The 24,367-nt window shown below is 71.5% G+C and carries 16 protein-coding genes; 7 read left to right on the top strand and 9 right to left on the bottom strand.

The annotated features are described in order from the left end of the window. Positions 1-172 precede the first annotated feature (172 nt). Positions 173-934, top strand: a complete 762-nt coding sequence (locus tag AC4BEG_RS33175) for a GNAT family N-acetyltransferase (RefSeq protein ID WP_490703359.1) — start codon at positions 173-175, stop codon at positions 932-934. A gap of 286 nt (positions 935-1,220) precedes the next feature. Continuing rightward, positions 1,221-2,006: a DUF427 domain-containing protein gene (locus AC4BEG_RS33170; protein WP_490707289.1), complete on the top strand. Its 786-nt coding sequence runs from the start codon at positions 1,221-1,223 to the stop codon at positions 2,004-2,006. Here AC4BEG_RS33170 and AC4BEG_RS33165 read toward each other — a convergent pair. From AC4BEG_RS33165 to AC4BEG_RS33150, 4 genes are all read right to left on the bottom strand, one after another. Next, positions 1,987-4,263 (bottom strand): HelD family protein, encoded by a 2,277-nt coding sequence (locus AC4BEG_RS33165; protein WP_490703358.1) that lies wholly within the window; start codon positions 4,261-4,263, stop codon positions 1,987-1,989. The genes AC4BEG_RS33170 and AC4BEG_RS33165 overlap by 20 nt on opposite strands. A gap of 177 nt (positions 4,264-4,440) precedes the next feature. Then, positions 4,441-5,592 (bottom strand): S8 family peptidase, encoded by a 1,152-nt coding sequence (locus AC4BEG_RS33160; protein WP_490703357.1) that lies wholly within the window; start codon positions 5,590-5,592, stop codon positions 4,441-4,443. After that, the gene (locus AC4BEG_RS33155) at positions 5,589-6,377 is read right to left on the bottom strand and encodes a hypothetical protein (RefSeq protein ID WP_490703356.1); all 789 of its coding nucleotides are present in this window, start codon (positions 6,375-6,377) and stop codon (positions 5,589-5,591) included. The genes AC4BEG_RS33160 and AC4BEG_RS33155 overlap by 4 nt, the downstream gene beginning before the upstream one ends. 464 nt (positions 6,378-6,841) lie before the next feature. Continuing rightward, positions 6,842-7,744, bottom strand: coding sequence for a helix-turn-helix domain-containing protein (locus AC4BEG_RS33150; RefSeq protein ID WP_490703355.1), 903 nt, complete (start codon positions 7,742-7,744; stop codon positions 6,842-6,844). Positions 7,745-7,952: 208 nt separating this feature from the next. Here AC4BEG_RS33150 and AC4BEG_RS33145 point away from each other — a divergent pair, with 208 nt between their 5' ends. After that, complete coding sequence (locus AC4BEG_RS33145) at positions 7,953-9,740, top strand: glycoside hydrolase family 35 protein (protein ID WP_490703354.1); 1,788 nt, start codon at positions 7,953-7,955, stop codon at positions 9,738-9,740. Between the two features lie 18 nt (positions 9,741-9,758). Here AC4BEG_RS33145 and AC4BEG_RS33140 read toward each other — a convergent pair whose 3' ends face one another. Beyond that, complete coding sequence (locus tag AC4BEG_RS33140) at positions 9,759-12,887, bottom strand: endo-alpha-N-acetylgalactosaminidase family protein (protein WP_490703353.1); 3,129 nt, start codon at positions 12,885-12,887, stop codon at positions 9,759-9,761. A gap of 121 nt (positions 12,888-13,008) precedes the next feature. Then, positions 13,009-13,695 carry a GNAT family N-acetyltransferase gene (locus AC4BEG_RS33135; RefSeq protein ID WP_490703352.1) on the bottom strand — a complete coding sequence of 229 codons (687 nt, stop codon included), beginning with the start codon at positions 13,693-13,695 and terminating at the stop codon, positions 13,009-13,011. Positions 13,696-13,782: 87 nt separating this feature from the next. Here AC4BEG_RS33135 and AC4BEG_RS33130 point away from each other — a divergent pair, with 87 nt between their 5' ends. The 3 genes from AC4BEG_RS33130 (at position 13,783) to AC4BEG_RS33120 (ending at position 18,076) form a co-directional block, all read left to right on the top strand. Further along, positions 13,783-14,529, top strand: coding sequence for a response regulator transcription factor (locus AC4BEG_RS33130; RefSeq protein WP_490703351.1), 747 nt, complete (start codon positions 13,783-13,785; stop codon positions 14,527-14,529). Further along, a complete protein-coding gene (locus tag AC4BEG_RS33125) occupies positions 14,526-15,959 on the top strand; it encodes a sensor histidine kinase (RefSeq protein ID WP_490703350.1) in 1,434 nt (477 codons plus the stop codon). The genes AC4BEG_RS33130 and AC4BEG_RS33125 overlap by 4 nt, the downstream gene beginning before the upstream one ends. Before the next feature lie 86 nt (positions 15,960-16,045). Then, positions 16,046-18,076: a glycoside hydrolase gene (locus tag AC4BEG_RS33120; RefSeq protein ID WP_490703349.1), complete on the top strand. Its 2,031-nt coding sequence runs from the start codon at positions 16,046-16,048 to the stop codon at positions 18,074-18,076. A 62-nt stretch (positions 18,077-18,138) separates the two neighbouring features. On the opposite strand, the gene AC4BEG_RS33115 is transcribed toward AC4BEG_RS33120, so the two are convergent. Beyond that, positions 18,139-19,857: a glycosyltransferase family 39 protein gene (locus AC4BEG_RS33115; protein ID WP_490703348.1), complete on the bottom strand. Its 1,719-nt coding sequence runs from the start codon at positions 19,855-19,857 to the stop codon at positions 18,139-18,141. A 217-nt stretch (positions 19,858-20,074) separates the two neighbouring features. Here AC4BEG_RS33115 and AC4BEG_RS33110 point away from each other — a divergent pair, with 217 nt between their 5' ends. Next, positions 20,075-22,648: a polysaccharide lyase family 8 super-sandwich domain-containing protein gene (locus AC4BEG_RS33110; protein ID WP_490703347.1), complete on the top strand. Its 2,574-nt coding sequence runs from the start codon at positions 20,075-20,077 to the stop codon at positions 22,646-22,648. Between the two features lie 3 nt (positions 22,649-22,651). On the opposite strand, the gene AC4BEG_RS33105 is transcribed toward AC4BEG_RS33110, so the two are convergent. Both AC4BEG_RS33105 and AC4BEG_RS33100 read right to left on the bottom strand, forming a co-directional pair. Continuing rightward, a complete protein-coding gene (locus AC4BEG_RS33105; RefSeq protein WP_490703346.1) occupies positions 22,652-23,386 on the bottom strand; it encodes an ABC transporter permease in 735 nt (244 codons plus the stop codon). 2 nt (positions 23,387-23,388) lie between these two features. Further along, entirely contained in the window at positions 23,389-24,330 is a 942-nt protein-coding gene (locus AC4BEG_RS33100) for an ATP-binding cassette domain-containing protein (RefSeq protein WP_490703345.1), read from the bottom strand. Between the last annotated feature and the right edge of the window lie 37 nt (positions 24,331-24,367).

Below are 24,367 nucleotides of genomic sequence, written 5' to 3'. Positions count from 1 at the left end.
TTGTTGTGACAGATCTCATGGCATCTCATGGCATGGTGCGGTGCCGTCGCCACGGATTTGCTCCCGCCCAGGGGCGGTGTGCCAGAGTGGTCGGCCGCCTCCCCCATACCCCCTCCCCGTGGCTCCTCAGCCGTCCTTCCTTGTCCTTCCTCATGTCTTCGTGTGAGTAGCGATGCAGGCAACGACTGTCCTCCCCCGCCCCGCGGACCTGTTCGACCAGGGCCTGGAACAACGGCCCGGCTCCGCCCTGCTGAGATTCGGCGCCGCACGACAACGCCCGACCGACCGGATCAGCTGGACCGCCGACGGCGCCGCGGCCTGGCTGGACGACACCCGTGGCCATGTGTGGAGCGTCGGTGAGCCGGTGGCCGCCGCAGCCCTCGTGCTGCGGGCGGCGCAGCGCCATCCCGACCGGGTGCGTGAGTTCACCGGGCCACGTGGGACCGACACCCTGGTGGCCCGCCATCTGCCGGTGACCGATGTGGTCGAGTGGATCTTCCGCTGGACACTGGAGGAGCCACCGGTCCAGCGCGGCGAGGAGCGGGTGGTCGAGTTCGGCGAGCGTCACCACGACGAGTTGCTGGCGTTCCTCAACGAGCACAGCCCGGCCCACTCCACCGGCCCCGGGTCCGCCGGTGTCAGCCTGTGGGCAGGGATCCGGGACGACGACGGCAGGATGGTGGCGTGCGGCGCCCTGAGCACGCTGCGGGACAGCGGGGCGCCGCTGATGGCGTCGGTGGCCACCGACGCCCGGATGCGCGGCCAGGGCCTCGGCGCGGCGCTGACCTCGTGGCTGACCCGGTACGCGGTACGCCGCCACGGGTTCTGCACCCTGTGGCAGCTGGCCGACAACGCCCCCGCGGACCGGCTGTACAACCGTCTCGGCTACCGCAACGAGGACCCCTGCGTGGCCGCGCGGATCCCGGCCCGCTGACGTAAACCGCGACTGCCCCGCGCCACCCGTGGCGGAGCACCCGCGCCTGCACCGAGGATGCCCGCGCGGAGTTCCGCGACATCGCCGACCACCGCCCAGCGGCGCCGCCGCAGGAACTGACCGGCTGAGCGGCTGACCGCCTCCTCGGCGGAGCTGCGGAATCCCCTCCGACCGGGCATCGTGGAGGTCGACCGTCGGCACGGTGCACACCGTGCCGACGCCGGACCGGACCGGAATCAGGGGTGAGGTGGCGTTCGTGGCGGACACCGGTGGCGGGGCCGAGCCCGTGCCCGTGAGGCGGCGGGACTCCGTGCCCGACCGGGCCCTGCTGTGGGAGCCCAGCGAGCGCTGGGTGCGTGGCACCAAGGGCGGGATCACAGTGGTGGACAGCCACCGTCCGATCCTGGTGTGGGAACCGGGGCACCCGGTCCCGCTGTACGCGTTTCCCCGTGCGGACGTCCGGATGGATCTGCTGCGCGAGAGCGCACCGCCCGCCAACTCGACACCAGGGGCTACCCACTACGACCTGGACACCGGCGAGGGGATCGTCCCGGACGCGGCCTGGACCTACCCCGGTGAGGAGTTGGCGGGATACCTCTCCTTCGCCTGGTTCGGGCGGGAGGTGCTGGACCACTGGTACGAAGAGGAGGAGGAGATCTTCGTGCATCCCCGCGACCCCCACAAGCGCGTGGACGCACTGCCCAGCACCCGCCATGTCCAGGTCTCGATCGAGGGGACGGTGGTGGCGGACTCGCACTCCCCGGTGCTGCTCTTCGAGACCCATCTGCCCGTCCGCTACTACCTCCCGCGCGAGGACGTCCGGCTGGATCTGCTCACCCCGGCCGAGCTGACCACCCGCTGCCCGTACAAGGGGGTGGCCACCGCGTACTGGTCCTGGGCGGGCGGCGGCGAGGTGCCACCCGGCATCGCCTGGAGCTATCCGGATCCGCTGGCGGCCGTGGCGGTCATCAGGGACCGGGTGGCGTTTTACAACGAGGCGGTCGACATCACGGTGGACGGTGTACGCCAAGAGCGCCCGGTCACCGGTTTCCTCACGCCTCCGGAGCGGTGAGCCTCCCCTCCCCCGGCATCCCCTTCCCCGGCATCCCCTTCCCCGGCTCGTGGCCCGCCGTGGGACGATCCGCCTCAAGGCCGTCCAGACCCGTCGGCAGCGGTCCGGTGTGCACCACGCCCAGCCGCTGGGTGGCCCGGGTGAGCGCCACGTAGAGGTCGCTCGTCCCGAACTCCGCCGGTTCGGCCACGATCACGGTGTCGAACTCCAGCCCCTTGGCCTGCCGTGGGTCGAGCAGGACCACCGGGCGGGTCAGGTCCGGAGTGCGTCCGGCGGAGGCATCCGGCAGGGCGGCGCGGAGGGCAGCCAGGCGGTCGCGCGGCGCGATCACCGCGATCCGGCCCTCCTCCCGCGTCTCCCGTGCCACGGCCCCGGCCACCGCGCCCGGCAGATCGGCGGTGTGCCGGGCCCAGGGGCGTACTCCGGTGGCGCGGACGGAGCTGGGCGGTTCGAAGGCGGGGTCCGCGGACCGGGCCACCTCCGCGGCGATGGCCATGATCTCGGCCGGGGTGCGGTAGTTGACACCGAGCCGGGTGTGCTCGAAGCGGTCCTCGACATACGGGGCGAGGATCTCCGACCAGGAGCCGCAGCCACCGGGCTCCGCGGTCTGCGCGGGGTCGCCCACCAGGGTCATCGAACGGGTCGGGCTGCGCCGCATCAGCAGCCGCCACGCCATCGTGGACAGCTCCTGCGCCTCGTCCACGATGATGTGGCCGAAGGCCCAGGTGCGGTCGGCCGCGGCGCGCTCGGCGGCGCTGCGGTGGTCGGCCTCCTCGTTCCGCTCCGCCAGCCGCTCGGCGTCGATCAGGTCATGGGCGGCCAGCACCTCCGAGTCCTCGTCTTCGCGGTCCTCGAACTCCAGGGTGCGGGAGCCGTAGGAGAGGTCGAGCACACCCTGCGCATAGGCGATGCGCTGCTGTCGTCGGCCCTCGGCGGCGGCGCGGGCGGCGGAGTCGTCCTCGCCGAGGAGCTCGGCGGCCTCGTCGAGCAGCGGAACGTCGGCGGGGGTCCACGCACCGCCGGTGCGGCGGATCGCCTCAGCGTCGGCCTCGGGGAGGTGGACCGGCTCGCTGAGGAAGTCCGCGACCAACTGCCGCGGGGTGAGGTGGGGCCACAGCTCCTCGATGGCGGCGTGCACCTCGGAACTGGTGGCGATCGCCTTGCCGAGCTGCGCGATGTCATCGGGGCCCAGCAGATTGGGGCCGCCGTAGGGGTCGGCGCCGATGCGGTCGGTCAACTGGTCGGTCAGCGCGTCGATGACGGAGAACGCGAAATGCGGACGGGCGAGGTTGTGCGGCAGCCGCGTGCCACGCGCCAGCCAGCGGGCGTCGGACGCGATGTCCGCGTCCAGCACCAGGTCACCGTCCTCATGGGCGATGACGATCGCCGGGTCGGGCAGGGACTGCTTGTCCCGTACGAACTGGGCCAGCGCGTCGGCCATCGTGGCGCGGCCCTTGGCCTCCGCGGCGGCGGGGGTGTCGATACCGGTGGCGGTCACCCCGGGGAACAGTTCACCGAGGGTGGCGAGCATGACCCCCGTCTCGCCGAGCGAGGGCAGCACCTCCCCGATGTACCCGAGGAACGCCGGGTTGGGGCCGACGATCAGCACCGCGCGGCGGGCCAGCAACTCCCGCTGCGCGTAGAGCAGATACGCGGCACGGTGCAGGGCGACGGCAGTCTTCCCGGTGCCGGGGCCGCCCTCGACGACCAGGACACCGGTGTGCGGGGCGCGGATGATCCGGTCCTGTTCGGCCTGGATGGTCTGCACGATGTCGTGCATCCGGCCGGTGCGGGCGGTGTCCAGGGCGGCGAGCAGCACGGCGTCCGCGTCGCTGCCCTCATGACCGGTCCGTATGGTGTCGGACAGGTCCAGGATCTCGTCGTGGAGGGCGGTGACCCGTGGGCCTTCGGTGCTGATGTGCCGTCTGCGGCGCAGCCCCATGGGGGTGTGTCCGGTGGCGAGGTAGAACGGGCGCGCCACCTCGGCCCGCCAGTCGACGACCAGCGGGGTGCGCTCGGCGTCGTCGCGCCGCATACCGATGCGCCCGATGTGGTGGTCACGGCCGTCGCGGAACATCAGCCGGCCGAAACACAGCCCGCGCTCCCCCGCGTCGAACGCGGCGAGGAGACCGGACCGCTCGGCGACCAGTACATCCCGCTCCAGCCGCCCCTGGGCGGTGGTGTCGCCCAGGGTCAGGGCCTCGGACACGGCCCGCTCCGCTTCATCTCTCAGCTCGGCGAGACGTCCGTAGAGCATGTCAAGAAATTGTTGCTCTCGGCGCAATTCCTCGTTTGACAATTCGACTCCCGCCGGGTATTATCACTGCATCGGACTTAACCATGCCTGGAATTCATGAGGGCATGCAAATCCCCAATATACGCAGAGAAACACCCCGGCCTCAAGGCGACCGGGGTGTTTCCGCTTTTCCGACGACTACGGAAGAGCGGCCGCGCGACGGCGGCCCGCACGGCGGATCAACACCGCCGCGACAATCATCAACAACCCCGCCCCCGCAGCACCGAGACCAATGGTGAGCACTTCGGTCTCCATCGGCGGATGCTCCGTTTTGGGGGTGCCGTCCGGTTCCGCGAGGAATTTCTTGCCTGTGTACTTCACCGGCACCGTCCCATCGGCGGGCGGCTTCGCCGAGGACCGTACCGCCGCGGCGGCATTGATCGGGCCGTATCCGACCAGGGCGTTGCGCCCGCCGGACGGATGCGTGGCCGTCTTGGTCAGCACCGCGCGCACCTGCGCCGGTGTCAGCTTGTTGTTGTGGGAGAGCATCAGCGCCACCACACCGGAGGTCAACGCCGCGGCGGGTGAGGTGCCGTCGACCGGTGCATAGCCACCGGTGTGCTTCGCGCTCATGATGCCCACGCCCGGCGCGGCCACCGCGTTGTAGGTCCGCACCGTGGAGAATTCGGCGCGGGTGCCGCCCTTCTGGGTCGCGGCGACGGCGACCACTCCCGGATAACCGGCGGGGAAAGAGGCTTCGTTGAACATGTCCCCCTCATTACCCGCGGACGCGATCACCGGAATGCCCTTCTGCGCGGCCCGGGCCAGGGCGTTGACCTCGGTGTCGTCGTAACTGTCGCCCCACATCTCACCGCCGAGCGACATCGAGATCACATCGGCGCCGTGGTCGACCGCGTAGTCGATGCCCTGACCGACCGGACTGGGCCCGGACGGACCCTCGTCGAAGTCGTGCTCATGCTTGTCGTCGATCACCCGCACCGACAGGATGTCCGCCTTCGGGGCCACTTTGAGCACATCCGAGGCCATCGCCGTACCGTGCCGTCCCCAGCGCGGATTGCCGGGCTGGAGCCCGTCGCGGTAGAAGTCGGGGCCCGTGGTCACCTTGCCGCGGAGCGCCGGATGGTTTGTCATCACCCCGCTGTCCAGCACGGCGACCTTGATGCCCGCGCCCTGGGCGATCCGCTGTGCCGCGGGCAGGCCGAGCGCCTGGGACTCCCAGCTTGCCGGGGTGGGGACGGGGGCGGCGGACGCGGACGTGGCGGGCAGCACGGCCAGCAGCGCGCCGAGCGCGGCCGCGGTCACCGCCGTGGCGTTGCGCCGGACACTCATGAGGTCTCCTCCAACAGCAGAGCACCGAGGTGCTGGTCGAGTGCGCCCGCCAGGCTGTCGGCGGCGCCCCGCCACGGCGCGCGGTCCTGCTTCGCGTCAATACTGGAACCGCCCCACTGACCGGGCAGCGGACCCGCCTTGCGGCCGTCGACCGCACCCGCGGAGGCCACGAGGGCGTAGGGAATGCTGAGTTCGGTGACCGACCTCCCGGCTGAGCCGTTACTGCGCTGATCGCTCCACCGGGCGCCGGCGGTGCCCGGCACCGCGTACGCCTTCACTCCCGGCGATGGGTTGCGCTTCTCCTTCTCGGCGTCGAAGAACGTGCTCATCGCCGTCTTCACGGCATCGCCCTTGGGGAAGACGATCAGGCCGGCGGTGGCCACGGTGTTACCGGTCGGATCGACATAGGTGGCGCGCAGCACGGCCTTGCAGCCCAGCTTCTTCGCCTCGGCCGCGGTGGCGCCCGCCAACCCCTCGTCGCAGCCGGTCTGTTCGGAGATGCCGATCCGGTGCCACATGGCCCGGGTACGGTCGGTGGACTGGGACTGGGCGTTCTCGCGGACGGCGAGGGTCTCCGGGAACAGCGTGTCCGCCGGTTCGTTCCGCCACATCGTGGGGCCGTACGCGGTGCGGTTGGGGGTGGTCTGGCTGTGGTTGGAGAAGGCGTGGGCGGTCAGCCCGCCACCGCCGAGCAGCGCCAGCACACCGACGACGCTGAGGCCGACGGTGAGACAGGTGCGCCCCGCGTTCTTCTGCGCGGCCGGGTGCTGGGGCGGAACGGGCATACCGCCGGGCGGCATTCCCTGCGACGCCCACGGACCGGCGGGCGGCTGACCCGGGTGGCCGGGGTGGCCCGGGTGAGGGGATATCGGGCCCGGCTGCTGGGGTGCGCCCTGCCATCCCGGCGGTGCCTGGGACGGTGGTGGCGGTGGTGGCGGTGGCATGGGCGATGGCATCGGTGGTGGCGCGGCCCCGCCCTGGCCCTGGCCCGGTGGCTGACCCTGGCCCTGCGGCCAAGCCCCCTGCGGCTGTTGGCCGTAGGCCCCGGCGTTGCCCGGATACTCGGGCGGCCCTGGGTACGACATGGCTCCCCTCCTCGGTGTCGGCGTCCAATGAGCGGGCGCAGAACAGCAGGAAGACAGCACTCCTCCAGCACACGCCCCCGCACGTGCGAGCCACGACACTATCGATCACCTCGGACAACGTGCCACCGGGCCCCCTTCCTGCCACTCCGCGACCCGACGTCGCGTCATCCGCCGTCGTCCACCGGCGCGGAGGGTGGAATGGTCGGCGGGCGATCCGGGTCCGGGATCCGGTCGGTAAAGCCGCCGGGCACCGTACGGCCCTGCTGCTCACGGAAGCGGACCGGTGCCGTGCCCACCCGGCGGGCGAACAGCCTGCTGAAGTAGGCGGGGTCGTCGTAGCCGACACGGCGGGCGACGGCGGCCACTGGCAGTTCGGTGCCGACGAGAAGCTCCTTGGCACGGCCCAGCCGGATCCCGAGCAGGTAGTCCTTGGGGCTGCACCCCGCGCCGCGCCGTACCGCGGTGCGCAGTTCGGCCGGTGTCATGCCGTGCCGGGCGGCGTGCTCGGCCACCGACAGCGGCTGGAAGGCGTCCCGCGCCAGCGCCTGGAGCACCGGATGTCCGTCGGCGCCGGTGTCGGCGCGCACGCGGCGCAGGGCGACGAGGAGTTCATGGACGGCGGCGGCGGTCTCGACCTCCAGGAACGGATTGCCCTGGCGGGCGGCGCGGACGATCCGGCCGATGGCCGTACGGGCGGTGGCGGTGTCGATGAGCGCGACCACCGGCTCGTCCGGGTCGATATAGCCCAGGTCGGTGTAGGCGGCGGTGGCCGGTCCGGTGAAGTCGACGAACGCCTCGTCCCATCCGGTGTCCGGGTCCGGGGCGTAGTGATGGGTGACACCGGGCGTGAGCCAGAGCAGTGCGGGCGCGGTGACGGTACGGCGCCGGCCGTCCGCACCGCGGAACCACCCGCCGCCCGCGCTGATGACCACCGCCACATGGTGGCCGAGGACGCGCGGGCCGACGACGGGCAGGGCGCCGTGCTGGAGGCCGACGCCCAGGCACACCAGGCCGAGCCGGTGATGGACCGGGCTGGGCGTGAAGTACCGCATCCAGGTGTGATACATCCGCGCTCCCGTCCTGCCGGTGGTGTGGTCCGGGGTGCGGTGGCGCCGGTGCCGCCACCGCACCCCGTCGGCTGCGTCACAGCCGCGTCTCAGCTACGTCCAATCAATCGCCGATCTTTGTCCATGGACCGCCCGCCCGCCAGGGGGAAAGGGTGACCCGGTCGGAGCGGATGGACGAGAGCGGACGCACGAGAGGCGGGGCCGGGCTGTGCCGGAGTTCGTGGTCGGGGCTGAGCATTTCGAGCTGGACGGGCGGCCGGTCCGGCTGCTGTCGGGGGCGTTGCACTACTTCCGGGTGGCCGAGGACCACTGGGAACACCGGCTCGCGATGCTGCGCGCGATGGGGCTGAACTGTGTGGAGACCTATGTGCCGTGGAATCTGCACCAACCCTCACCGGGCCGGTTCGAGGATGTGGAAGCGCTCGGGCGGTTCCTGGACACGGTGCGGGAGGCCGGGCTGTGGGCGATCGTGCGCCCCGGGCCGTACATCTGCGCGGAGTGGGAGAACGGCGGACTGCCGCACTGGCTGACCGGACCGGTGGGCCGCCGGGTACGGACCTCGGACGCGGAGTATCTGGCGGCGGTGGAGAGGTGGTTCGAGCGGCTGATGGCCGAGGTGGTGCCACGCCAGATCACGGCCCCGGTGACGCCGGGATCCGGGTCCGGACACGGCGGTCCGGTGCTCATGGTGCAGGTGGAGAACGAGTACGGCTCCTACGGTTCGGACCGGGGATATCTGCGACGGCTGGCCCGGTGCTTGCGGCAACTGGGCGTCACCATACCGCTGTTCACCTCCGACGGACCGGAGGACCATATGCTCACCGGTGGTTCTCTGCCGGGCGTCCTGGCCACCGTCAACTTCGGATCCGGGGCGCGGGACGCCTTCGCCGCGCTGCGTCGCCACCGGCCCTCGGGGCCGCTGATGTGCATGGAGTTCTGGTGCGGCTGGTTCGGCCACTGGGGTGCGGAAAGTCCGGTCCGGGACGCGGCGGACGCCGCGGCGGCGCTGCGCGAGATCCTGGAGTGCGGCGCGTCGGTCAACGTCTACATGGCACACGGCGGAACGAACACCGGCGGCTGGGCGGGGGCGAACCGCGCCGGTGAGGACCACCTCGGCGCGCTGCGGCCGGTGGTGACCTCGTACGACTACGACGCCCCGGTGGACGAACGAGGCCGGCCCACGGAGAAGTTCTGGCGGTTCCGCGAGGTGCTGGCGGAGTACGCGGACCTGCCGCTGCCGGATGTGCCGCCACCGCCTCCCGTCCTCCCGGCGGCGGTGCGGATCGCCCTGACGCAGTGGGCGCCGCTAAGCGATGTGCTGGGGACGCTGGGCGATGAGGAGGTGGTGGCGCCGATGCCACCGACCTTCGAGGAACTGGATGTGGACCGGGGTGTGGTCCGCTACCGCCTCGACGTACCGGGCCCGCGCGGCCCGTATCCGCTGCGGGTGACCGGCCTGCGGGACCGCGCGGTGTGCTCGGTGGACGGGGAGCGCCGCGCCGTGCTGGACGAGACGGACGCGGTGGTCGAGGGGGTGACCGGGCCGGCCGCGGTGGAGCTGTGGGTGGAGTCGCTGGGCCGGGTCGGCTACGGGCCGCGGCTGGCCGAGCCGAAGGGCATCACCGGCGGGGTGCTCCACGAGCGCCAGTATCTGCACGGGGTACGGGCGCGGCCACTGCGGCTCGGCGCGCTGGCGGACATGGACGCGGTGGCCCGGGTGCCGTTCCGGGACTTGGCGGAGGAGGGCCCGGAAGGCCCGGGTGAGGGGCTTTACCGGGGGTGGTTCACGGTGTCCGCCGTGGGGGACGCGACCCTCGAACTGCCCGGCTGGACCCGTGGTTTTGTCCTCGTCAACGGCCACTGTCTGGGCCGCTACTGGTCGGTGGGCCCGCAGCGAACCTTGTACGTCCCCGGCCCGTTGCTGCGGGCCGGGGACAACACGGTGCTGGTGCTGGAGCTGGAGGGCGCGGGTGAGCGGGAGGTGTTCCTGCGCTGACGCCCCCGCTCCCCCTTCTCAGTCCAGCTCCTCCACGGTGAAGGAGTCGAGGGTGAACTCCGCGGTTCCGCTGTCACCGGTCTTCCGCAGCCCGACCCACATCTCGCCGTCCGCGGGCGCGGTGACGGTGTAGGTGTGGGTGGCCCGTCCGGTGGCGGCGGGCAGCGGGGTGCGCTCCAGCTCCCGTGCCGAGGGCTCGTCCACGGCGGTGATCCACGCGTACTGACCGGCCGCCTCGTTGGCGTAGGTCAGGCTCACCCGGTAACGCCGTCCGGGGCGGAAGCGGGTGGTATGCGGCACTGTGCGGTAGACCAGCCCGGCGTTCTCACCGCGTGACTTCAGCGACTGGCCGCCCTCGAGCACATCGTCGATCACCTTGCCGTTCCATCCGGCCTGGGTGAACGGGGCGTGCCGCTGGGCGATATGGGTGCGGGGGTCGGTGACACCGCCCGCGTCGCCCTTGACGAACGGGCCCCAGCCCTGCGGCACCCGCTCGAAGTCCTCGTACACCAGAGTGCCGGGCTTCTCGGTGCGCTGAGCGCGTACCACCCGCAGCCGGTCGAAGCGGACCCTGGCCCGGCCCTCGGCCACCGCCAGGGTGAGGGTGACCGGTCCGCCGCCGTCGGGGACGGTGAAGAAGGTGAACATCCGCTGGAAACGGGTGCCGTGCTTGCGGTCGGCGGCCATGTGGTTGGCGGCCGTCGAGGTCTCGGTCCAGTTCTCCGCGGTGACACCGTCGGAGGTGTGCACCCGCAGCGCTGCCCGCCGTCGTTCACCGGCCTTCGCTCCCACTTCCACCTGTACGGAGGCGACATAGCCGCCGGGGGCGAGCCGGCCGAGCCGCTGGCCGACGGTGGCGGCCGCGCCCTCGCCGATGACCAGTTCGTAGTCGCCCAGTTCACTGCGTTCGACGGTCGCCGGACCGGTGGTCTGCCATCCGCGCAGCGAGCCGGAGTGGAATGCCGGGTCGTACAGCGGGGTGCCCTCGCCCCAGCCGGGTGCCGCCTGAGCACGGCCGCGGGAGCGCAGCACCACATAGGGGACACCGGCGTCGGCGGTGATGCTGACGCCGCCGTCGCGCACCGGCAGGGTGACGGGCTCGGCGCGCCCCTGGTCGGTCAGTCGGTGGAGCACCACGGAGCGCTGCCCCGACCAGCCGCGGGGCACTCGCCAACGGGTGGTGCCGCCCTCCGGGTTGTAGTGGTAGAGCTTGGTCGGGTCGGTGGCCTCGCGCGGTTCCCAGGGGAGCAGATAGCCGCCGCCGTCGTAGACCAGCTGTCCGTCGGTGGTGATACGGCGGATGCCCCCGGTGTCGGTGACCGCGGTGCGGCCGGGCCCCTCGAAGGTGATCTCGTGGTCGCCCCAGGTGCGGATGGGGTACGCCTGGAGGTATTTGGCCGGGAGGCTGTGGGTCCAGATGAGCTCGTAGAAGGCGGTCCAGTCGGTCTTGCCGGTCCAGCCCTCGAAGTTGCCCATCCGGGGGATGCCGAGCAGAGTGGGCCACTTGTCGGCGAAGACGTCCTTCTGGTGGTTGCGGATGAAGCGGATGAGCCGGGAGTTGATACCGCGCGAGGAGTCCGGACCGTAGTCGGTCTCGGTGGCCCAGTGCGACCACAGTGAGGAACGCTCCAGGCCGTGGCCCCATTCGGTGGTGATGTGCCAGCCCTGGTCGCGCAGGGCCCGCTGGAGCCGGTCGGAGTTCCAGCCGGACTCGCGGAACACATCGATGTAGAGGGCGCTGAGGGCCGGGTCGGTGTCGTTCCGCAGGTCCTGGAAGCGCCGGATGATGTCACCGGAGACCAGGTCGCGCCGGGGGTCGATGCGGTAGGACTGGTCGAGCCAGTCCCACTGCTTGTCGTTTTTGTCGACGAGCGTCTCGGAGAAGGCGTTGGCCACCGGATAGGACTCGGTGGCGTTGACGTGCACCGCGAAGTCGCTGTTCCAGCGGCGTCCGGCGCGCAGCAGGGTGTTGAGGTCGGCCAGGCCGCCGGCGCGGGTGTTGTAGTTGCCCGCGTAGTCGGGGTGGGCGGAGTCATGGCCTTCCGACTGATAGCCCTTGAGCAGGGTGTACTGCCGCAGCCCGTCAGTGGCCAGCGCGATGCGCTTGACGTTGTCGAGGGTGTCGAGGAAGGGGTTGGTGGCCTGGCTCGCGAAGTTGAACGGGATATGCGGGACGACCCGCAGATGCTGCTCATCGGCGCCGAGCGGATTGACCATGATGTCGCGGAAGGCGATGGCGGCGTCCTGCCAGTCGACCACACCGTCACCGTTGCGGTCCCGGGTGAGGACCACGGTGGCCCAGGGCAGCGGCTCGGTGGCGCCGACGGTGGCGGTGGCGGCCCGGTGGGTCCACTCACCGCAGGTGAGGCGGACGGTGATCTGGCCGTCCTCCCGCACGGTCTGCCGACGGAGCCGTCCGTTCTCCCAGGCGGTGCCCGGGGCGGAAGAGGGCTTGTCCCACACCGTGTTGGTCTCGACGGCGGCGGCCAGCCGGTCGGTATGGACAACGGCGTAGGCGCAGCCGACCGGTTCGCTGTCGGTGGGGGTGTCGGCCGCGGGGCGGACGACGGTGTCACCGCTCGTGGCCTGGTCGAGTTCGATCCGGGCGGCCAGCAGGGTGGCGCCCGGCTGGTCGGCGCGGACGCTGAGGAACGCCAGACCGGGGATGCGCAGGGTGCCCACGCGCAGCGCCTTGGTGTCCGCGATCCGGGTGACCCGCCACTCGGCCTGCCATCCGCTGACCCGGATCCGGATGTCGATCTCGGCGTCCGGGGCGGAGGTGTCCGCGCCGAAGGCGAGGGTGTAGGTGATGTGGTCCGGGCCGCCGGTGACGGCGGTGGTGCGGGGGGTGCGTTCGGTGCCGTCGATGAGCACCGACCGCACCGGCTCCCGCTGTCCGTACAGCACCGCGCCGCTGTCGCGGTCGGTGTAGGCGATGATGCGCGGGAAGTCGGGGTCCACCCGGACCTCCAGCCGCTTCGACCGCAGGGTGCGCTCGGCGGCGCGGGCGTGTGCGGTGTCACGGGCGTGTGCGGTGCCGCCGCCCGCGCCGATGGCCGTTCCGATTCCGGCCAGTGTGGTGGTGACCACGACCGCTCTGCGGCCGGGACGCCCCTCCTCGGGCCGCCTCTCCTCTGTGTGAGTCAACGCGCCGGCTCCTCCGCCTCGCTGGTGGGAACAGTGCTCCACCCTGGAACCGCGGCGGGCCGGGCGCCCATGGACAAGTGCGCGGGAGTGTTGGACTAACGGGCCGAGTCTCCCGCGCCGGTCACCACAGGCGGTCGATCTCGCCGGGGTACAGCTCGATGCGGGCGGACACGAAGTCGGCGCGGTGGCGCCGGGCCGCGGCGGAGAAGAAGTCCGCCATGGTGACCTTGTCGAAGGAGGGCCGGTCGCTGGGGAAGGGGGTCTCGGGGGTGCCTCCGATGAGCACCGTACCGGGCAGCGGCTGCCATCCCGCGCCCGTGTAGAAGTCTTGCAGCTCCCGGTCGCAGGTGAAGACGCCCAGGTCAAGACCGGAGGCGGCCATGGCCCGGTGGGCGGCGGCGACGAGGCGGGCGCCGTGTCCCCGGCCGCGTACCGCCCGCCGGGTCACCACGGTGCTCAGGCCCCCGGCCCGGTAGGAACGGCCCGCGTGGGTGATCGTCTTGGTGAGGATGTCCAGGGCGGCCAGCACCGTGCCGCCCTCCGCGCCACCGCTCTGTTCGCCACCGCTCTGTTCGCCACCGCTCTGTTCGCCACCGTCGCGGGTGTCGTAGGTACCGTCGCCGCTGTCCACGAGCAGCATCGTCAGCGGTCGCAGGGCGGGGTCGTGGACGGGCCGGGGTTCGCCCTCGGCACCGGGTTCCACCGGGGGCCACGCCTCCTGCTGGAGCTCCCACACCTGGGCGCGGAGCAAGGGCGGGGTCTCGGCCTCGGGGAAGGACAGGATCTGCACCCGACGATTGTCGCCCATGGCGGTGAGGCCCAGGGCCTAAGAGGGTTCTAAGAGCGCGTTCTGCCAGGGTAGGGACTGACCTGTGCCCATCGGAAAGGCCCTGTGATGTCCGCTGCCGCGTCCTCCCCGTCCGGCCGGGGAAAGCCCACCGACCCCCGGACGGCGGCCGTGCTGGTGGTGGACGACGATCCGGAGGTGCGCGCCGCCCTCGTGGACGGGCTGGCCGTGGAGGGGTACGAGGTGCGGGTGGCCGGGGACGGTCTGGCGGCGCTCAGCGCGGTCGCCGCCGAACCGCCGGACGCCATCGTGCTGGACCTGGGCATGCCGGTGATGGACGGGCTGGCGGTGTGCCGCAGACTGCGCGGGCTCGGCGACCGTACGCCCGTCCTGGTGCTCACCGCCCGGGACGAGATCAGCGAGCGGGTGGCGGGCCTGGACGCGGGTGCCGACGACTATCTGGTCAAGCCGTTCGCGCTGGACGAGCTGCTGGCCCGGCTGCGGGCGCTGCTGCGCCGTGCCGCACCCGCCGGGCCCCTCGACGAGAACGTGTCCGGGGCGCTGTCCTTCGCCGATCTGACCGTCGATCCGGAGAGCCGCACCGGAGTGCGCGGCGGACGGCGGATGGAGTTCACCCGTACCGAGTTCGCGCTGCTGGAGGTGTTCCTCCGCCATCCGGGCCAGGTGCTGCCGCGGGAGCTGATCCAGGAGCTGGTGTGGGGCACCGAGTTCGCCTCGGACTCCAACTCGCTGGCGGTGTACATCGGTTATCTGCGCCGCAAACTGGAGGGGGACGGCGCCCCGCGGCTGGTCCACACGGTGCACGGCACCGGCTACGAACTGGCCGAGCGATGAGCGCCGCCCACCGGACCGGAGGCCGTCCGGCGGGCCGTCTGACGGGCCGTCTGCCACTGCGCGCCCGGATGGCGCTGATCACCTCGGTCGCGGTGGCGCTGGTCACGGTCGGGGTGTGCACGGCCGCGTACGTGGTCATCCGCTACGAGCTGGTGCGTCAGCTCGACCTCCAGCTCACCCAGCAGGCCACCCTGCTGGCCCAGGACCGGCGCGACGAGGGCACCGGGACGCTGTACGGGGAATGCCACTGGCTCGCCGCGCCCGCCTGCGCGCAGGTCGTCACCCAGAAGACCGGCACCCCGGGACACCCGGTGGGCAAGGACCTGGTGGTCCCGGTCACCGACGCCACCCGGCAGGTGGCCGCGGGCTCCCGCGGCGCGTACCACAGCGACGTCACCGTGCGCGGACACCGGATGCGGACGCTGACCACCCCGCTGCGCGGTCATCGCGCACTCCAGCTCGCCCTGCGCTCCGACACCGTGGAGCAGGGCGAACGCCAGGCCGCGCGGCTGCTCGCCGCTATCGGCGCGGCGGGCGCGCTGCTCGCCGCCGGGCTCGGCTATCTGGCCTCGCGCCGGGCGCTGGCGCCCGTCACCCGGCTCACCGCCACCGCCGAACGGATCGCCGCCACCCGCGACCCGGCCCATCGCATCGAGCTGCCGCCGGAGGAGTTGCGGCGCGGGGACGAGATCACCCGGCTGGCCGGGAGCTTCAACACCATGCTCGGGGAGCTCGAGGAGTCGGTGGCCGCCCAGCGCCGTCTGGTGGCCGACGCCTCCCACGAGCTGCGCACCCCGCTGACCGCACTGCGTACCAATGCCGAGCTGCTGGCCCGTGCCGACCGGCTCTCGCCCGCCCAGCGGGACCGGGCCGCGTCGGCGCTCGGCGGCCAGTTGCGCGAAGTGACCGGCCTGGTCAACGATCTGATCGAGCTGGCGCGGGACGAGGAACCGCAGCCGCTGGTGGAGCCGGTGCGGCTGGATCTGCTGGCCGCGCGCTGTGTCGCGGAGGCGCGCTCGCACTGGGCACACACCGCGTTCACCGCGGAGCTTGCCGAGGTCACCGTGGACGGGGTGCCCGCGCGGCTGGCCCGGCTGCTGACCAATCTGCTGGACAACGCGGCCAAGTTCAGCCCGCCCGGCGCCGAGGTGGAGGTGCGGCTCACCTCGGGCGAACACGCCATCGACCTCATCGTCCGTGACCACGGGCCCGGTATCGCAGCCGAGGACCTGCCGTATGTCTTCGACCGCTTCTACCGCTCCCGACAGGCCCGTGCCCTGCCCGGTTCGGGGCTGGGGCTCGCCATGGCCCGGCAGATCGCCCGAGCCCATGGCGCCGCGCTCACCGCGGAGGCGGCCGACGGCGGCGGTGCGCTCTTCCGGCTGCGTATCCCGCGCCACCGGTCCGGCCGTGCGGACCCGGAGGTTTAAGAACCGGCCCTTCCAGGAGCCGGTTTCGGCGGTCCGCCGGAGCCGTTCTTAGAAGCCCTCTTATATCGGCTCGTTATCAACGTCCCATGAAACGCACGCACTTCACCCGGTCGCGGGTGACCGTCGCAGTGGCGCTGGCGGGCGCGGTGTCCTGTCTCGCCCTCGCCACGACCACCCTCGCCTCCACCACCCACTCCGGGAAGCAGGACGCGCCACGCCCGGTCGTGGTCGGTGGCCATCGTGTGGAAGTCCCGGTGCGAGGCGGCACCGCCACCGTGGACACCACCTCGCTGCGGGTCACGGCCCGTACCGGCCAGGGCACCGTGGAGCTGTCCGCGCCCGCCGCGACCGCTCCGGGGAAGCCTGGCTCCGTGACCACCTCGCCGGGCACCGCCCGCTGGAGCTATCCGGACACCGGTCTGGACGTCACCGCCCGCGCCGGTGACAACGGCCGTCTGGTGCTGTCGGTCACGGCCACCGGCAAGGCCGCCGACCAGCCCGCCCGGCAACTGTCGTGGCCGGTGACCGGCACCGACCGGCGCGCCTCGGCCGTACAACTGCCGCGTGGTGAAGGGCTGTCACTGCCGGTGGCTGACCGATTCTGGAACTCCTCCCGGGCCGATCTGGTCGGCACCGACATCGCCATGGAGTCGGATCTGTCGATGCCGCTGTGGGGCTATACGCTCGGCGACCGGCAGGGGGTGAGCTATCTCGTACCCAGCGACATCGGAACCGCGCTGCGGGTCACCTCCGACGGGGGCAAGCTGCGCACCGCCGCCACCCACCGCTTCTCGCGCGCCGACGGCACCACGCGGTACACCGTGGCCTTCTCGCTCACCGACGGCTCGCCCGTGGCCGCTGCCCGCGACTACCGCTCCTGGCTCGGTGAGCACGGGCAGCTGAGGAGCCTGCGGGAGAAGATCCGGGAGACACCGGCCACCAGGAAACTACTCGGCGCCTTCCACGCCTATCTGTGGGGCGACGCCCGCAAGGCCGACTTCATGGGCAAGCTGCGCGGCCTCGGCGTGGACCGTATGTGGCTCGGCTACGACGCCGACGACCGGCCCATGGACGCCGCCGCCACCGCGGCCGCGAAGAAGGCGGGTTATCTCGTCGGCCCGTACGACTCGTTCGCCAACGGCCAGGACCCGGCCACTTCCGACGCGCCGACGTCCACCTGGCCGGGCGGGGTGTACCCGGACTTCTGTGTCCGGAACGCCGACGGCAAGCCCGTCCCCGGTTTCCACGACCGCGGCTGCTACCTCAGCTCCGAGGCGTTCGAGAAGGCCGAGCCGCGCCACCACTACCTCGCCGACCGCACCCGCGAGATGACCAAGGCGGGCGCCGACAGCTACTTCCTCGACGTGGACGCGGCCGGTGAGCTGTTCCGCGACCACAGCACCGCCCACCCCATGACCAAGGCGAAGGACCGTGCCAACCGGCTGGCCCGGATGAAGCGGCTGTCCGACCATGGCCTGGTGCTGGGCTCGGAGTCCGCGGGGGCCTGGGCCAACAAGGAGCTGGCCTTCGACCACGGCTCGGGCACCCCGGTGGCGGGCGGTCTGTGGACGGCGCAGCGGGACAGGGAGACATGGGGCGGCTACGCGCCCGCCGACGCCCCGGGCATCTTCTTCAAGCCCGCGGAGCTGCCGACCGATGTGGCGAAGGCGATGTACGACCCGGTCTACCGGGTACCGCTGTACGAGACCGCGCTGCATGACTCCCTGGTGAACACCGAGCGCTGGGAGCTGTCGTACTCCAAGCTGCCGCGGCAGAAGACCGACCGCGCGCTGCTCGCCATGCTCTACAACACCCCGCTCAACTTCGTGCTCACCGGTGACTCGCTGGAGAAGAACGGCGGTGAACTCGCGGCCCTCCAGAAGTACTTCGCGCCCCTGCACAAGGCGGCTGGTACCGAGCCGCTGACCGACTTCCGTGCGCTGACCGCCGATCGCACCGTCCAGCGGACCGTCTTCGGGGGCGGGACCCTCACCGTCACCGCCAACTTCGGCAGCGCACCGCACAAGGGCCTGCCCGGTGGATGTGTGGACGCCAAGCTCCGCGGCGACAACGCGCCACGGCGGCTGTGTCCGGCCACGGTGGCAGGCGGGTCCTGAGAACGTCCCGAGACGTCCTGAGACGTCCTGAGACGTCCTGAGAATGCGCACACCCCGCCCGGTCACCGGCGGTAAAGGGTGATGGAGTGGCCGACCTCGTCGACCGGTGTGCTGCTGTCGAGGAGGTCGGCCAGCCGTCCCCGGGCCAGGGCGGCCGAGGAGTCCGACACCGCGAGCAGACCGTGGACCCGGTCCGGGTCCACCCTGCGCGGGTCGGACGCCTCGATGCCGTACGCGGACGGCACCCCGGCGCCCTTGTAGACCAGCCAGACCCTTTCCCGCGGATAGCGGGTGCGGAGCCGGTCGGCGAGCCGTCCCAGGTCCTGGCCCCAGTCGACATTGGAGTCATGGAGATAGCGGTGGGTGCGCGCCGGTCCGCCGAACGCCTCGTTGGCGTACGGCAGATAGCAGGGGTACGTCCGCAGTGAGCTGACCGCGACCCACACCACGAGCGCCGCCGCCACGGCGTGACTCCAGCGCCATCGCACGGCCGTCACACAGCTGGCCCCGACCGCCAGGAACATCGGCAGGAAGACCACGTAGCGGACCCCGAAGTCACGGGCCCCGTCCATGGCCGCGAGCAGCAGCACGGCCGACGGCACGAGGACGTACGGCGCCGCGGGGCGGAAACGGCGGACCGCCACCAGTGTCACGGCCCCGGCCGCCCACAGGGCCAGCATGCCCAGCGGTGTCTTCACCAGCAGCGCCACGGGCAGGTAGTACCAGAGCGAGCCGACATAGTGGCGGCCGAAGAGAAAGCCGTGGTAGCGCTGGTACTCAAAGCCGAACTGGATGCGCATACCGTCCCGATAGGGCTCGGGGAACGGCAGCCACTCGATGGCGAGTTCACGCAGGCCCCGGAGGTCCGGCACCTGCGGCGGAGTGGTCCAGCGCAGCCGAGGATCGACGGCGAGGTAGCTCGCCCACACCACGGCCAGCGCTACGAGCGCCACCCCCGCCGCCGCCATGAGACCGCGCACCAGCAGCCGCGCCACCCCACGGACATCGAGAGGTTCGGGGTTCCGCGCCCGGCGGGCACACCAGACCGACAGCACCGCCAGCGGCAGCAGAACGGGCACCGCGGCCAGCGCGCTCATCTTGGTGGCCACCGCGGCGCCGAGCGCCGCCCCGGCGAGGGGGAGATGGCGGCGCGGGCGCCGCCTGGCCCGCCACAGCAGCCACACCGACGTCAGCAGAAATCCGGCCATGGGGACGTCGAGAGTGGCCAGTGAGCCGTGGGCGATGACATCGGGTGAGAACGTGTACAGGGCGAGCGCGGTCAACGCGCCCGCGCGGCCCGTGAGATCGCGGGTGAACGCCAGCACCACAAGACCGAACAACAGCGTCAGCACGATCACCGGCAGCCGGGCGCAGAGCATCAGCCGCCAGGGGTCGTTGCCCGACTCGTACAGCAGATGCCGCCCCAGCGCCGTCTGGTCACCGGAGAAACCGGGGTCCGGCCGGACATCGGTGAACAGCGTCCCGGCCCCGATGACCAGCTTGCCCAGGGGTGGATGTTCGGGGTTGTACCGCAGGCTGTGCTCCCGCACGTTGACCACCCCGGCGCCCACGTACACCGGCTCGTCGATGGTCGGGGTCTGCTCCACCGCCGTGGTGACCATCGCCACCGCCATCTGGACCAGCAGCGCCACCACGGCGAGCGCGAACAGCGGACGGCGGTGCCGTCTCAGCGTCCGGAGCGCGGCCCGCGTCCGGGGCCGGTCCGGTCGCCCTCCGGTGACGGCCCGGGTCGCACCGCCGATGACACCAGCCCATTGCATAGCGACAGACGCTAACCCGTCCTCCCGCCGGTCCAGGGCCCGCCATCAGAAACTGATCAGGAGTTGCGCACTTCGGAGCAGTGGCGGTGCTGATCCCCCAAGGAGCCGTTCGCCCAGGACCGGCCGTCGGCGTCCGCTACTGACAGTGGGCGCCGGGGTTGGTTCAATGCCACAAGCGCTTTCCATCCGAATCCTCGCGAGCGTTGGAGCGTATCCCGTGTCTCTCTCACGTCGTGATCTGCTGTCCCTGGCCCCCGCCGTGTCCCTGGTGGCACTCGCCCAGCCACCGCGCGCACGGGCGGCGGGGCGTCCGGCCGCCTCAGCCCGCAACGCGTCCGCCGCCCACGCCAGACTGATCGACAACACGATCGCCGTCCTCGCCGGTACCCCCGACTCCAACGCCCGGCCCGAAGTCGCCGCCAGGCTCACGGCCATCGCCACCACCGCCCGCTCCCGGCTCACCGCGATGGACGGCGCCGGGGACGGTGAACTCTTCGAGGGGCTGCCGCTGGGCACCAGTGACCCCCATCTGATGACCTCGTACCAGTACCTGTACGAGATCGCCCTCGCCACCCGCGTGCCCGGCGGTCCGCCGTCCGGGCTCCGCGGCGACACGACCGTCCAGCGACGGGTCATCGACGGTCTGATGTGGCTTCATGAGCACTACTACGGCGACCAGTCGAAGGGTTACTACGGCAACTGGTTCACCTGGGAGATCGGTATCTCCTCCCACGTCAGCAGGACACTGGCGCTGCTCCGGGACGAGCTCGCGTCCCACCGGCCGGACCTCACCGCCACCTACATCGCCTCGATGGACGCCTATCTACGCAACGGCAAGGACGGGGACGTCGATCTCGACTCCCGCTTCCACACCGGCGCCAACCTCGCGGACATCACCACCAACCGGATGCTCCAGGGCGCGGTACTGAAGGACGACGCCCGGGTGAGCAAGGCCGTCGCCGACCAGCTGACCGTGCTGGCCACCATCGATCCCTACCATCTGCGGCACGGTGTCACCGACGGCTTCTACGCGGACGGTTCCTTCCTCCAGCACGCGTCCGTGGCCTACACCGGCTCCTACGGCAAGGGGCTGCTCACCCGGGTGGTGCAGACCGTCAAGATGCTCGACGGCACCGGATATGTGAGCGGTGAGGATCTCGTGCGCACCGCGCACCGGTGGGTCGTGGACGGCTTCGCCCCGCTGATCTTCGAGGGCTGGATGATGGAGATCGTCAAGGGGCGCGGGGTGTCCCGGACCACCACCGGCTACACCGATGTCACCCAGGTCGTCGAGGCCGTCGTCGACCTCTCCGGCCATGCCACCGGTGCGGACGCCACGGCGCTCAAGGGCTATGTGGCGTTCGTCCGCAAGACCTCCAAGGCCGCCCTCGACCCGTCGGCGTTCGTCTCCCCGATGAGCATCGCCCGCTACGCGGATATCCTCGCCGATCCGTCGGCCCCGGCGAAGGACCTCACTCCGGCCGCACACCACATCGCGTTCAACGCCATGGACAAGACGGTCCACCGGCGCCCCGGGTACGCCTTCGCCCTGGCCCGGAGCTCGGCCAGGGTCAGCAAGTACGAGTACATGAGCGGCGAGAACCTGATGCCGTGGTTCCAGGGCGATGGCGCCCACTATCTCTATCTCTCCGGTCAGGACCAGACCCGGTCGTTCGGCGTCGACTACTTCACCACGGTCCCGCCCTACCGCCTGGCCGGTGTCACCGCCCCCGTGCAGACCCGGCGTACCGTCCCCGAGCTGTACGGAACGCTGTGGTACGACAACCCCGAGCGTGGCTTCACCTCCTCGTCCGAGGCGCAGAACACCTATGTGTACTTCCCGCGCGGCACCCATGCGTTCTCCGGTGGCGCCACCCTCGGCGCGTACGGTGCGGCCGGGCTGGTGCAGTCGGCCGATGTGGCCTACGCGGCGAAGCGGGACGGCGAACTGCCGGACGACTTCGTGGTGTACCGCAACGCCGACGCCACCAAGTCGTGGTTCATGTTCGACGACGAGATCGTTGTTCTCGCCGCCGGGGTGGGTGACTCCGCCGGGCGCGCGGTGACCACGACCGTCGACAGCCGGATCGCCCCTCCCGCCGACAGCCTCACCGTGACCGGGCAGCTCCGTGACGGCACCCCGTGGTCCGGCACCGGCACGGCCCCGCTGGCCTGGCTGCGCTACGCCAACACCACCCGCTCCGCCTCCGTCGGCTATGTCTTCCTCGACACACCACGGCCCACCGTCGCCCTCGACACCGTCACCCGCAGCCGCCGCGCGGTACGTCTGTCCAACCCCGACACCCCGGTGACCACTCGGGTCTTCTCGGTCTCGGTGGAGCAGCGGGCCGGTGTACCGCATCGCTCGATGGCCTACGCCCTCGTGCCGCACGCCTCGGCGCAACGGCTGCGGTCCTACCCGGACGGGCCGCTGTCGGTCCTGGTCAACACCACCCGCGCGCAGGCCGTCCGCCACCAGGGCCTGGGTCTTGTCGCCCTCAACACCTTCACCCGGGGCACCCACCGCACTGGGCCGCTGTCGATCGACGGACCGGGCTCGGTGATCCTGCGCACGGCACACGGCGACGCACCGCACGACCGCACGGTGTCACTCGCCGTGGCGGACCCGACCACCGCGCGGGACACGGTCTCGGTGCTGGTCAGGGGACGGAGGATGCGGGCGATCACGGCGGACGAGGGGGTCCGGGTCACCCGCGTGCCCGGCGGCACCCGGATCGACGTCACCACCCGCCACGCCTACGGGCGCAGCTTCACCGCGAAGCTGCGCTGAGCTTCAGACGTCGCGTCGGCGTACCGCTCCCCAGCCGGCCAGGAGCGCAGCCGCCGTCCACAGTGCCGTCACCGCGAGACCCGTCCAGGGGCCGACGGCTCCCTCCGGGTCCTGGTGCAGTACTTGCTGTCCGGCATGATCCGGCAGATAGTCGGCGGCTGCCCCCGCGATGTCCCCGATCATGAAAGACATGATCAGGATGAACGGGATGAGCAGGCTCAGCACCGCGGTGGCGCTGCGCAGCAGGAAAGTGAGTCCCGCGGCGAACAAGGCCATCAGGGCGAGATAGATCCCGGCGCCCACGCAGGCCCGCAACCCTCCCGGTTCGCCGAGGCCGATGGCTTCCCCGCCCAGGAGCGCCTGGCCCGCGAAGAAGGTGGCGAAGGCGGTCGTGAGCCCCACGCAGAGAGCGGTGACGGCCACGACCGCCGTCTTGGCCGCGTAGAACAGACCCCGTCGCGGCACGGCCGACAGCGAGATCCGCAGGGCACCGCCCGCGTACTCGGACGAGACGGCGGTGGCCCCGAAGGCGATGGCGGCGATCTGCGCGAAGTTGATCGCGTAGAAGGCTCCGAAGACGGGGTCCCCGTGGTTGTACACCTCCGCTCGGTCGACGGTGGCGAAGACCAGGAGGGTGATGGTCAGCATGGTGGCGAAGACCGCGAGCAGCGATCCGAGGCTCGCCCGGACGGACCTCACCTTGATCCACTCTGAGTGCAGCACCGCGGTGACGGACATGGTCAGACCTCCTGCGAGGGGTTCGGGGATGCTGGGACGGCGGCCGCGAACTCCGCCTTGTCCGCGGTGAGAGCGAGATACGCCTGCTCCAGGGAGGCACGTTCATCGGCGAGTTCAAGAACGGGAATGCCCTCGCGGGCGGCGACGGCTCCGATCTGCTCGGCGCTTGCCCCTTCGACCACACAACGGCCGTCATCACCTCCCGTCACGGCATATCCGTGGACCAGCAGGGTGGTCCGCAGCCGGTCGGGGTCGCCCGTGCGGACGCGTACCCGCGCCTGGCTGTGCTGTGCGATGAATTCACCCATGGCGACATCGGCGAGGAGTCGGCCCCCGGCAAGGACGACGAGGTGGTCGGCGAAGGTCGCGGTCTCGTTCATCAGGTGGCTGGAGACCAGGACGGTGCGACCCTCGCGGGCGAGTCGGCGCAGCAACTGGCGGATCCAGACGATCCCTTCCGGGTCGAGGCCGTTGGCGGGCTCGTCCAGCAGGAGAACGGACGGGTCCCCGAGAAGTGCCGCGGCGATACCGAGCCGCTGGCGCATGCCGAGCGAGAAGGTCTTGATGCGGCGGTGTGCCACGGTGACGAGACCGGTGTCCTGAAGAACCTCGTCCACACGGCGGCCCGGAATGCGATTGCTGACGGCGAGGCAGCGCAGATGGTCACGGGCGGTGCGGGAACCGTGGGCCGCCTGCGGGTCCAGCAGGGCGCCCACGGTGCGCAGGGGTTCGCGCAGCGTCGGGTAGGGGCGGCCGCCGATCGTGGCGGTACCGGAGGTGGGGTGGTCGAGGCCGAGAACGAGGCGCATGGTGGTGGATTTGCCGACACCGTTGGGCCCCAGGAACCCGGTGACCCGGCCCGGTTCGATGCGGCAGGTCAGACGGTCGACGGCCCGGGTCGTCCGGTATTCCTTGGTGAGGTCTGTGACCTGGATGCTGGTCATGGCTTCAGCCTGGCTGGAGCGGCGGGGGCGGACATCC

Source organism: Streptomyces sp. JLBJ103, from assembly GCF_058215575.1.
Note: the sequence above shows the minus strand (reverse complement) of the source record. Positions and strands in the feature narration are given on the sequence as shown.

What these genes read in the sequence shown, in the direction of transcription:
- AC4BEG_RS33120 (WP_490703349.1), top strand. Translation starts at nt 16,046, where the DNA reads ATGAAACGCACGCACTTCACCCGGTCGCGGGTGACCGTCGCAGTGGCG.
- AC4BEG_RS33130 (WP_490703351.1), top strand. Translation starts at nt 13,783, where the DNA reads ATGTCCGCTGCCGCGTCCTCCCCGTCCGGCCGGGGAAAGCCCACCGAC.
- AC4BEG_RS33175 (WP_490703359.1), top strand. Translation starts at nt 173, where the DNA reads ATGCAGGCAACGACTGTCCTCCCCCGCCCCGCGGACCTGTTCGACCAG.
- AC4BEG_RS33115 (WP_490703348.1), bottom strand. Translation starts at nt 19,857, where the DNA reads ATGCAATGGGCTGGTGTCATCGGCGGTGCGACCCGGGCCGTCACCGGA.
- AC4BEG_RS33135 (WP_490703352.1), bottom strand. Translation starts at nt 13,695, where the DNA reads ATGGGCGACAATCGTCGGGTGCAGATCCTGTCCTTCCCCGAGGCCGAG.
- AC4BEG_RS33165 (WP_490703358.1), bottom strand. Translation starts at nt 4,263, where the DNA reads ATGCTCTACGGACGTCTCGCCGAGCTGAGAGATGAAGCGGAGCGGGCC.
- AC4BEG_RS33105 (WP_490703346.1), bottom strand. Translation starts at nt 23,386, where the DNA reads ATGTCCGTCACCGCGGTGCTGCACTCAGAGTGGATCAAGGTGAGGTCC.
- AC4BEG_RS33160 (WP_490703357.1), bottom strand. Translation starts at nt 5,592, where the DNA reads ATGAGTGTCCGGCGCAACGCCACGGCGGTGACCGCGGCCGCGCTCGGC.
- AC4BEG_RS33155 (WP_490703356.1), bottom strand. Translation starts at nt 6,377, where the DNA reads ATGCCCGTTCCGCCCCAGCACCCGGCCGCGCAGAAGAACGCGGGGCGC.
- AC4BEG_RS33125 (WP_490703350.1), top strand. Translation starts at nt 14,526, where the DNA reads ATGAGCGCCGCCCACCGGACCGGAGGCCGTCCGGCGGGCCGTCTGACG.
- AC4BEG_RS33100 (WP_490703345.1), bottom strand. Translation starts at nt 24,330, where the DNA reads ATGACCAGCATCCAGGTCACAGACCTCACCAAGGAATACCGGACGACC.
- AC4BEG_RS33150 (WP_490703355.1), bottom strand. Translation starts at nt 7,744, where the DNA reads ATGTATCACACCTGGATGCGGTACTTCACGCCCAGCCCGGTCCATCAC.